The organism is Mycobacterium sp. E3339 (assembly GCF_001666915.1).
In the GTDB taxonomy this organism is placed as follows: domain Bacteria; phylum Actinomycetota; class Actinomycetes; order Mycobacteriales; family Mycobacteriaceae; genus Mycobacterium.
The window spans coordinates 21,421-30,703 of sequence record NZ_LZIZ01000067.1 but is presented as its reverse complement, the minus strand read 5'-3'; the positions used below and the strand labels follow the sequence as shown (position 1 = coordinate 30,703).

Sequence of the window (9,283 nt, the reverse complement as noted above, 5' to 3'; positions counted from 1 at the left end):
CGTGCGCCACCAGATCAGCACCGCGAAAACCGCGAGCACGACGACGGTGACGGCGGCTTGAATCACGTTGCGCCGCTCCTTCGGCGGGTAGACGTAGGCCGCGGCCACGAGCGCGCCCGTGACCAGCCCGCCCACGTGCGCCTGCCAGCTGATGCGCTGCGAGCTGATCAGCGGCGCAAGGAAGGTGAAAAGCAGGTTGATCGCGATGACCGCGACCACCCCACGGACGTCGACGGACAGCCGCTTGCCGACCACGAACATGGCACCGAACAGCCCGAAGATCGCGCCCGACGCGCCCGCCGTCGCGGTGTCCAGCGGCGAGAGCAGGTAGACCAGCACCGAACCGCCCAGCCCGCTGAGCGCGTACAGCGCGCCGAATCGCAGTCGGCCCAGCCACATTTCGAGCGGCGGACCCACCACGTAGAGCGCCCACATGTTGAGCAGCAGATGCGCCGCCCCGTAGTGCAGGAACGCCGCCGTCGCCAGCCGGTAGAACTCCCCGCCGGCCACCGCCGGCGGCCAGAGCGTCAGCTGCTTTTCCAGATTCCCCGAGGCCATCTGAATCACGAACGCGACCACGTTGATCGCGATCAGGGCGTAGGTGAGCACCGGTGTGGCCGAGCGCTGCCGGCCGCCGAACCGGGTTCGTGGCTGACGGACCGTGCGGGCGCCCTCCCGGACACACTCGACGCATTGATGGCCCACGGCAGCGTTGCGCATGCAGTCCCCGCAGATGTAGCGCTCGCAACGGTTGCAGCGGACGTACGTCGGGCGGCCCGGATGCCGATAGCAACTGGGAACCGCGGGCGGCGAATCCGGAGCCATGGGTGCGCTCATCGCCCTATTCTGGCCCGCACCGGCGGGCCCGGTGCGGTGCTTGAACGAACCTGTCCTCTCCCCCTCCCGTTCGCCTACTGTGTTGTGCGTGGAGGCGACGTGACCGAGCCGGGGATCGTCGAGCGCTACCTGGAGTGTCTGGCAGCGCACGACTGGGACGGCCTCGCCGCGACGATCACCGACGACGGGTTGGTCCGCGAGGGCCCGTTCTGCGATGTCGTCGAGGGCAAGCGGCACTACGTCGCCTACCTGCGCAAGGTCCTCACCAACCTCGACGGCCACCGGCTCGACGTGCAGCGGGTTTCGCACGTGGACAGCCACCTGTCCTACGTCGAGCTGACCGAGGCGTTCGAGATGGACGGGGCCACCAAGCGGTGGCCGGAATGCCTGCTGTTCGAGCGCGGCGACGACGGGCTGATCTCTCGTGTCAGCGTGTTCTTCAAACAGCCCGGCGCGCAGTGAATCGCCCGCGGCGCGGGCAAACTATTCCCTCACTCGTGAAATTGACCTAGCGTGTGACGGGTGGAATCAAACGGAACCCCGGAATTGGTGCCCGTCGAAACATTGCACTCAGGTGATCCCATCATGGATTGCGGCCAACGGTACATAGTCCTCGAATCGAAGGCCGTCGGCGACAGCTGCGTGGTCCTCGAACTCGAGTCCAGGGTGGACCACCAGCTGCAGGTCATCGAGAAGTCGTTTCCGGCGGGATACCACGTCAACAGGGCGAACCACCGCATTTTATAGCCCAAACAACTCAGCTGAATATTGCGCGCGTAGCCGTTGGACGGCTACCGCGCATTCGTGTTTATCGGGAATCGAAATTCAGCCGTCGCAGGCCGGGCGCGGATCGTTGGGATCGTCGGGATCCGGATCGCCGAACCACCGTGCCGGCGCGCTCTCGCCGTAGGCGTCGTGCCATTCCCACCACTCGTACGGCGCGGTTTGCGGGTACCCGTCAGGGGAGTCCTCCCAGTTCTCCTGGCGTCCGAGGGCGGTCATGTCGAGGTAGCTCCAGGTGTTGCCCAGCGCCTCGTCGCCGCGGTTGTTGATGAAGTAGGTCCGGAAGACGCGCTCGCCGTCATGGATGAACGCGTTGGTGCCGTGCCATTGATCGACGTCGAAGTCGGCGTCGAATCCGTCGGTGAGCGAGTACCACGGCATCCGCCAACCCATCCGCGCCTTCAACCGCGCGATCTCGCGCTGGGGCGCCCGCGACACGAACACCAGCGTGGTGTCGCGAGCGTTCAGGTGGGCCAGGTGCCCGACGTGGTCGGCGATCATCGAGCAGCCGCGGCAGGCATGGACGGGCCAGCCGTCCACGCCCGGCTCGAAGAAGGCCCGGTATACGACGAGCTGACGCCGGCCCGCGAACAGCTCCCGCAGGCCCACCCGGCCCTCGGGCCCGTCGAACGCGTACTGGTTTTCGACGGCCAGCCAGGGCATCCGCCGACGCGCCGCCGCCAGGGCGTCGTGGGCGCGCAGCACTTCCTTCTCCCGCACCAGCAACTGCGCGCGCGCCGCCGCCCAATCCTGGGCCGAGACGACGGGGGGTGTGTTCATTGGCGTTGTCCTCCTTATCAATTCGGCGTTCTCAGGCCACCGCGGACAGGCCGGCCGAGGTGAGCAGGTACGCGTCCTCGCGGCCGGAGTCGGCGGTAAGGATCGTCAGGATCGATCGGCCCACCTGCTCGGCGGTGAGCGGGGGCCCACCGGCCCGCACGAACGCCTCGACATCGACCCCCTGCCGATCGGCGTATGCCGCGACGGCCTTGGCGCCGAGTTCGGTGGCGGGCGTCAATCGGGGCAGGACCGACACGAAACGGATCCCCAGCCCGGCCCGCTGCGATTCGGCGGCGGCGTAGCCGGTAATGAACCGGACCGCCGCCTTGGCGCCCGCGTAGCCGCCACTGAGCGGCGACCCGGCCAGGGCGGCACCGCTGGACATGACGATCACCGAGCTGCCCGGCGCCAGCGGGCGGCGCAGCGCGTAGCGGGTCCAGTGAAACGCTTGTGCCACATCCACATTCCAATTCTGACTGAAGGTGTGCCAGCTCTGCTCCTGCAGCGGTGCCATGTGCGGGGCCGCCCCGGCGCTCAGGACCAGGATCCGCGGCCGGTATTCGTCGATGAGCCGGTGCGCCGTCTCGGGATCCGCGGCGTCGGCGACCACCGGGGTGAAGCCGCCGCCCAACTCGTCGCGCACCTCGTCGAGGCCGGCCCGGCCGCGCGCCACTCCGACCACCGCCGCACCGGCCGCCGCCAGTGCGCCGGCGATGGCGCGGCCGAATCCGCGGCTGGCCCCGGTCACGATCGCCGGGGCGCCGGACAGGTTCGTCAGGGGCTCGTTCATTACGTCCTCGCTCTCGGTAGGTAAGGCGTTCACTAATTGAGATGCGGCGCGGCGCGCGAATTCATCGCCGGCGGACCGATGAATTCCCGCGGCCCGCTGTCTCTGTACTTGAGTAGCGTTCGGATGCAGCCGAGGCGAGGAGAAGCCGTGCCGGCGAGAGAGGACTTCATCGCGCAGGCGGCGCCCTTCCGCGCCGAGCTGATCGCGCACTGTTACCGCATGCTCGGGTCGGTGCACGACGCCGAGGACCTGGTCCAGGAGACCTATCTCAACGGCTGGCGCGGTTACGAGGCGTTCGAGGAACGCGCGGCGCTGCGGACGTGGCTGTACCGGATCGCGACGACCGCCTGCCTGCGGGCCCTGCAGAACCGTGCCCGCCGGGTGCTGCCTGCCGGGCTGGGCGACGGATCGACCGACCCGGACGCCGCGCTCGACGCGGCCGGCACGCACGAGTGGCTGGAGCCCATCCCCGACGCGCTGACGTTCCCCACACCGGAGGACGACGTCACCGCGCGGCAAAGCCTGCGACTGGCGGTGATGACGGCCCTGCAAGAGCTCCCCGCCCGGCAGCGGGCGGTGCTCATCCTGCGCGATGTCGTGCAATTCAGCGCCGGCGAGGTCGCCGAGCTGCTCGAGACCACACCGGCCGCGGTCAACAGCTCGCTGCAGCGGGCGCGGGCCCGCCTCGCCGAGCTGTCCCCGGAAGAGGAGGCCCTGTCCGAGCCCGACGACGCCGAGCGCCGCGCGTTGCTCGACCGCTACTGCGCGGCGTTCGAGAACGCGGACATGGCGGCCCTCACCGCGCTGCTGCAGGCGGATGTGAAACTCGAAATGCCGCCGCTGCCTGTCTGGTTCGCCGGCCGCGACCCCGTGCTGCGGTTCCTTGCCGCGCGTGCGTTCGCCAAGGCCGGTGACGTCGCGATGATCCCGACCGCCGCGAACACCCAACCCGCGGTTGCCGAGTACCGCCGCGGGGCGGACGGGCAGTTGCGGGCGCATTCCCTGCACGTCCTCACCACCGGCGCCGACGGGATCGCCACGATCACCGTCTTCCTCGACCCAAGCCTGTTCGGCAAGTTTGGGTTTCCGCCGAGCCGGTAACCTGTCCGAAGGGGCAAGCGACTGCACCACCGGTCACCCAAGGAAGGCCCGACCCTCCGTAGTCATCGGTGCCGTCCCGCGGTCCACCGGCGCAAGTGTGGACAGGTCCCCAGCCCCCCAGGATCATTAGGCGCGGTAGTCGTAATCGAAGGGTGACCGAGTGAGGATTCCGGGCGTTGCCAGCGTGGTCGCCGGCGTGACCGACGGAGCCGCGCAGCTGGTGCGGGCCGGGGTGTCCACCGCCGCCGGCGCCGCGGACGCCCTGCAGTCGCTGGCCAGCCCGGTCGCCGAACTGGCGGTCCCGGTCGCCCAGTCGATGGCGCACACGACGGGCCGGGCGATCGGATTGACCGGTTCCGCCAATGGATCCGGACCCAGGGTCACTCCGCCGGTTCGGTGGCAGAGCGGGCGGCGGGTGCATCTGGACCTGGATCCGTTGCTCCCGTTCCCGGGATGGCACGAGCACGCGCCGGCGGTGGAAGAGCCGGTCCGCCGGATTCCGGGCGTGGCCTCGGCGCACGTCGAGGGCGCACTCGGCCGGTTGGTGGTCGAGTTCGGCAACGAAGCCGACGTCGACGCCGCCCTGGATCGGGTGCGCGAAACGGTGTGCGGCGTGGCGGCGGACCTGACGTTGGTCGCCCCCAAAGGGGCGACCCGGACCGCGCCGTTCGCCGACCCGGGAAATCCGCTGGCGATCCTCGTCCCGTTCAGCGCCGCCGCAATGGACGCGGCGGCCATCGGCGCCGCCGTGACCGGTTGGCTGGGCCGGCTTCCCGTCGCGCCGCGCAGCGCCCGCGCCGCCGCGGCGCTGCTCAACCACCAGCCGCGGGTGGTTGCCGTGCTGGAGTCGCGGCTGGGTCGCGTCGGCACCGATATCGCGCTCAGCGCGTCGACCGCCCTGGCCAACGGGCTGACGCAGGCCGTCGGCACGCCGCTGCTGGATTTGGCGCAGCGCAGCCTGCAGGTCTCCGAGGCCACGGCGCACCGCCAGCGGTGGCGCGACCGGGAACCGGAGCTGGCCTCGCCCAAGCGGCCGCAGGCCCCGGTGGTGCCGGTCATCTCGTCGGCCGGGCCCAAATCGCAAGCGCCGCGCCATAATTGGGCGGCCGCCGCCGCGGGAGAGGCCTCGCACGTCGTGGTGGGCGGGGCCATCGACGCCGCGATCGACACCGCGAAGGGTTCGATGGCCGGGCCGGTGGAGGAGTACGCCGACCAGGCCGCCAACGCCTCGCTGGTGGCCGCGGCGGGTGCGCTGCTGGCCGGCGGCGGCACCGAGGACGCGGCCGGCGCGTTGCTGGCGGGCGTGCCCAGGGCGGCGCACGTGGGCCGGCAGGCGTTCGCCGCCGTGCTGGGCCGCGGGCTGGCCAACGCCGGGCAGCTGATCCTCGACCCGGGCGCCCTGCGGCGCCTGGACCGGGTCAAGGTGATCGTCGTCGACGGGGCCGCGCTGCGGGGTGACAACCGGGCCGTGCTGCAGGCGCGCGGGGACGTGCCCGGGTGGGACGAGGACCGCGTCTACGAGGTCGCCGACGCGTTGCTGCACGGCGAGGAGGCCCCCGAGCCGGACCCCGACGAGCTGCCGGCCACGGGCGCCCGCCTGCGGTGGGTCCGCGCGCAAGGGTCGTCCGCGACGCCGGCGCAGGGCCTGGAGCACGCCGACCTGGTGGTCGACGGCGAGCGGGTGGGCAGCGTCGACGTCGGCTGGGAGGTCGACCCGTTCGCCGTCCCGCTGCTGCAGATCGCGAACCGGACCAGCTCACGAGTGGTGTTGCGGCACGTCGCCGGCACCGAGGACCTGTCCGCCAGCGTCGCCGTGAGCCACCCACCCGGCACGCCGCTGCTGCAGTTGGTGCGCGACCTGCGCACCGACCGCGGGCCGGTGCTGCTGATCACCGCGCTGCACCGCGACTTCGCGTCCACCGACACGCTGGCCGCGTTGGCCGTCGCCGACGTCGGGGTCGCGCTGGACGATCCGCAGGCGGCGACGCCGTGGACCGCGGACATCATCACCGGGACGGACCTGGCCGCCGCGGTGCGCATCCTGTCGGCGCTGCCGGTGGCCCGGGAGGCGACCGAGTCGGCGGTGCGCCTGGCGAAGGGCGGCAGCACCCTGGCGGGGCTGTTGCTGGTCACCGGCGACCCGCGCACCCTGAGCCCGTTCGCGGTGCAGCGCTGGCTCAACCCGGTCAACGCCGCCGCCGCGGCCGCGTTGATGCAGGGCACCTTCGCGGCCTCGCGCGTGCTCCGGCTGCCCGACCCGACCCCGCAGCCGCTGACCGCCTGGCACGCCCTGGACCCCGAGATCGTCTACTCCCGGCTGGCCAGCCGCACCCGGCCGTTGGCCGTCGAGCCCGGCACCGCGCCGTGGCGGCAGCTCCTCGACGACCTGTCCTACAACCCGGTGGTCGCTCCGCTGCGCGGGCCGGCGAGCCGGGTGGGACGGCTGCTGACCGCGACGCGGGCGGAGCTCGCCGATCCGCTGACGCCCATCCTGGCGGTCGGGGCGGCGGCCTCGGCGATCGTCGGCAGCAGCATCGACGCGCTGCTGGTGGCCGGCGTGATGACCGCCAACGCGGTCGCCGGCGGCGTGCAACGGCTGCGCGCCGAGGCCGCGGTCGCCGAGTTGTTCGCCGAGCAGGACCAGTACGCGCGGCGGGTGGTTCTGCCCGCGGTGGCCACGGCCCACCGCCGGCTGGAGGCGGCCCGCACCGTCGAACGGACCGTCTCGGTGAACGCCAAATCGCTGCGCCCCGGCGACATCATCGACCTGGCCGCCCCCGAGGTGGTGCCGGCGGATGCCCGCCTGCTGGTGGCCGAGGACCTGGAAGTGGACGAGTCGTTCCTCACCGGCGAGTCGCTGCCGGTGGACAAGCAGGTCGAACCCGTCGCGGTCGCCGACTCCGACCGCGCCAGCATGCTGTTCGAGGGCAGCACCATCGTCGCCGGGCACGCCCGCGCGATCGTCGTCGCGACCGGAGCGGGAACCGCCGCGCAGCGCGCGATCTCGGCGATCGCCGATGTCGAGTCGGCGGCCGGGGTGCAGGCCCGGCTGCGCGAGTTGACCAGCAAGGTGCTGCCGCTGACCCTGGCCGGTGGCGCGGCGGTGACCGGCCTGGCCCTGCTGCATCAGGGATCGCTGCGCCAGGCGGTCGCCGACGGGGTCGCCATCGCCGTCGCCGCCGTGCCCGAGGGCCTGCCCCTGGTGGCCACCCTGGCCCAGCTGGCGGCCGCCCAGCGGTTGTCACGGCACGGGGTGCTGGTGCGCACGCCGCGGGCCGTCGAAGCGCTGGGCCGGGTCCAGACGGTGTGCTTCGACAAGACCGGCACGCTGACCGAAAACCGCCTGCGCGTCGTCCACGGGGTCCCACACGAAACCGACCCCGATGCGGAGTTCCCCGACGTGAACGACCCGGCCTCCGCGGCCGTGTTGCGGGCCGCCGCGCGCAGCAGCACCCAGCCCCACAACGGCGGCGGCCACGCGCACGCCACCGACGAGGCGATCCTCACGGCCGCGAATTCCGTTGACGCCCAATGGGCCTCGAATTGGACCGTGGTCGCGGAGGTGCCGTTCGAGTCCAGCCGCGGTTACTCCGCCGCGATCGGCGCGACGACCGGCGACGGCGGGCCGATGCTCATGGTCAAGGGCGCCCCCGAAGAAGTCCTGCCGCGCTGCCGCTTCGCCGATTCGGCCGCCGACGCCGACCACGCGGAGGCGTTGGTGATGCGGCTCGCCGAGCAGGGCCTGCGGGTGCTGGCGGTCGCGCGGCGCCGCTGGGAGCTGGGCACCGGCGAGGAGGAAACCGACGCCGACGCCGTCGATGCCGCCGCGCGTGAGCTCGAGCTGATCGGCTTCGTCGGGCTGGCCGACACCGCCCGCCCGTCCGCGCGGCCGCTGATCGAGACGCTGGTGGAGGCCGGCCGGCGGGTGGTGCTGATCACCGGCGACCACCCGATCACCGCGCGCGCCATCGCCCGGCAACTGGGGCTGCCCGCGGACGCGCGCGAAATCACCGGCGCGGAACTCGCCGCCTTCGGGGAGGAGGAGCGCGCGAAGGTCGCCGCCGACGTGCAGGTCTTCGCGCGGGTCAGCCCGGAGCAGAAGGTGCAGATCGTTGCGGCGCTGCAGGCCTCCGGGCAGGCGGTCGCGATGGTGGGCGACGGGGCCAACGACGCCGCCGCCATCCGGATGGCCGACGTCGGCGTCGGCGTCAGCGGCCGCGGCTCCTCCGCCGCGCGCGGGGCGGCCGACATCGTGCTCACCGACGACGACCTCGGCGTGCTGCTCGACGCGCTGGTCGAGGGCCGCGGGATGTGGGGCGGCGTCCGGGACGCGGTCAGCATCCTGGTCGGCGGCAACGTGGGCGAAGTGCTGTTCACCCTGATCGGCACCGCGCTGGGCACCGGCCGCGCGCCGGTGGGCACCCGCCAGCTGCTGCTGGTCAACCTGCTCACCGACATGTTCCCCGCGCTCGCGGTCGCCGTCACCCCGCAATACCCCGAGCCGGAGGAGACCGAGGACGGGGTGGACCGCGACGCCGAGGAGCTGCATCGCGCCTTCCAGCTGGCGACGCTCTCCGGGCCCTCGCCCTCCCTCGACGCGCCGCTGATGCGCCAGATCGTCACCCGGGGCGCCGTCACCGCCGCCGGCGCCACCGCCGCCTGGGCCATCGGCCGCTGGACGCCGGGCACGCAGCGCCGCACGTCGACGATGGGACTCACCGCGCTGGTGAGCACGCAGCTCGCGCAGACCCTGCTGACCCGGCGCCACAGCCCGCTCGTGCTGGGCACGGCGCTCGGCAGCGCGGGGGTGCTGGTCGCGATCGTGCAGACCCCGGGCGTCAGCCAGTTCTTCGGCTGCACGCCGCTGGGCCCCGTCGCCTGGAGCGGCGTCATCGGCGCCACCGCGGGCGCCACCGTCATCTCGGTGCTGGCGCCCAATTGGCTGGCCAAGCAGGTCACGGCCCTGGAACCCAAGCGGGACTGAGGCTTTCG

General features: G+C 72.4%; 7 protein-coding genes. 4 read left to right on the top strand and 3 right to left on the bottom strand.

The window, feature by feature from the left end:
• The coding region (locus A5702_RS06130; RefSeq protein ID WP_082955968.1) for a rhomboid family intramembrane serine protease at positions 1–837 on the bottom strand (837 nt) is incomplete at its 3' end.
• A gap of 99 nt (positions 838–936) precedes the next feature.
• Between A5702_RS06130 and A5702_RS06125 the strand changes: the two genes are divergently transcribed.
• Entirely contained in the window at positions 937–1,299 is a 363-nt protein-coding gene (locus tag A5702_RS06125; RefSeq protein WP_067822467.1) for a nuclear transport factor 2 family protein, read from the top strand.
• 60 nt (positions 1,300–1,359) lie between these two features.
• Entirely contained in the window at positions 1,360–1,584 is a 225-nt protein-coding gene (locus A5702_RS06120) for a hypothetical protein (protein WP_055404709.1), read from the top strand.
• Positions 1,585–1,662: 78 nt separating this feature from the next.
• Here A5702_RS06120 and A5702_RS06115 read toward each other — a convergent pair whose 3' ends face one another.
• Together A5702_RS06115 and A5702_RS06110 are read right to left on the bottom strand one after the other, a co-directional pair.
• A complete protein-coding gene (locus A5702_RS06115; protein ID WP_067822464.1) occupies positions 1,663–2,400 on the bottom strand; it encodes a DUF899 domain-containing protein in 738 nt (245 codons plus the stop codon).
• A gap of 31 nt (positions 2,401–2,431) precedes the next feature.
• The gene (locus tag A5702_RS06110; RefSeq protein ID WP_067822462.1) at positions 2,432–3,190 is read right to left on the bottom strand and encodes an SDR family oxidoreductase; all 759 of its coding nucleotides are present in this window, start codon (positions 3,188–3,190) and stop codon (positions 2,432–2,434) included.
• 123 nt (positions 3,191–3,313) lie between these two features.
• On the opposite strand from A5702_RS06110, the gene A5702_RS06105 reads away from it, so the two are divergent.
• Both A5702_RS06105 and A5702_RS06100 read left to right on the top strand, forming a co-directional pair.
• Positions 3,314–4,291 (top strand): sigma-70 family RNA polymerase sigma factor, encoded by a 978-nt coding sequence (locus A5702_RS06105; RefSeq protein WP_082955965.1) that lies wholly within the window; start codon positions 3,314–3,316, stop codon positions 4,289–4,291.
• Between the two features lie 160 nt (positions 4,292–4,451).
• Positions 4,452–9,275 (top strand): cation-translocating P-type ATPase, encoded by a 4,824-nt coding sequence (locus tag A5702_RS06100; protein WP_055404713.1) that lies wholly within the window; start codon positions 4,452–4,454, stop codon positions 9,273–9,275.
• The last annotated feature ends 8 nt before the right edge of the window (positions 9,276–9,283 follow it).

Excerpts from the sequence above, each read along its gene's own strand:
- A5702_RS06115 (WP_067822464.1), bottom strand. The coding sequence starts at position 2,400 with ATGAACACACCCCCCGTCGTCTCGGCCCAGGATTGGGCGGCGGCGCGC.
- A5702_RS06110 (WP_067822462.1), bottom strand. The coding sequence starts at position 3,190 with ATGAACGAGCCCCTGACGAACCTGTCCGGCGCCCCGGCGATCGTGACC.
- A5702_RS06105 (WP_082955965.1), top strand. The coding sequence starts at position 3,314 with ATGCAGCCGAGGCGAGGAGAAGCCGTGCCGGCGAGAGAGGACTTCATC.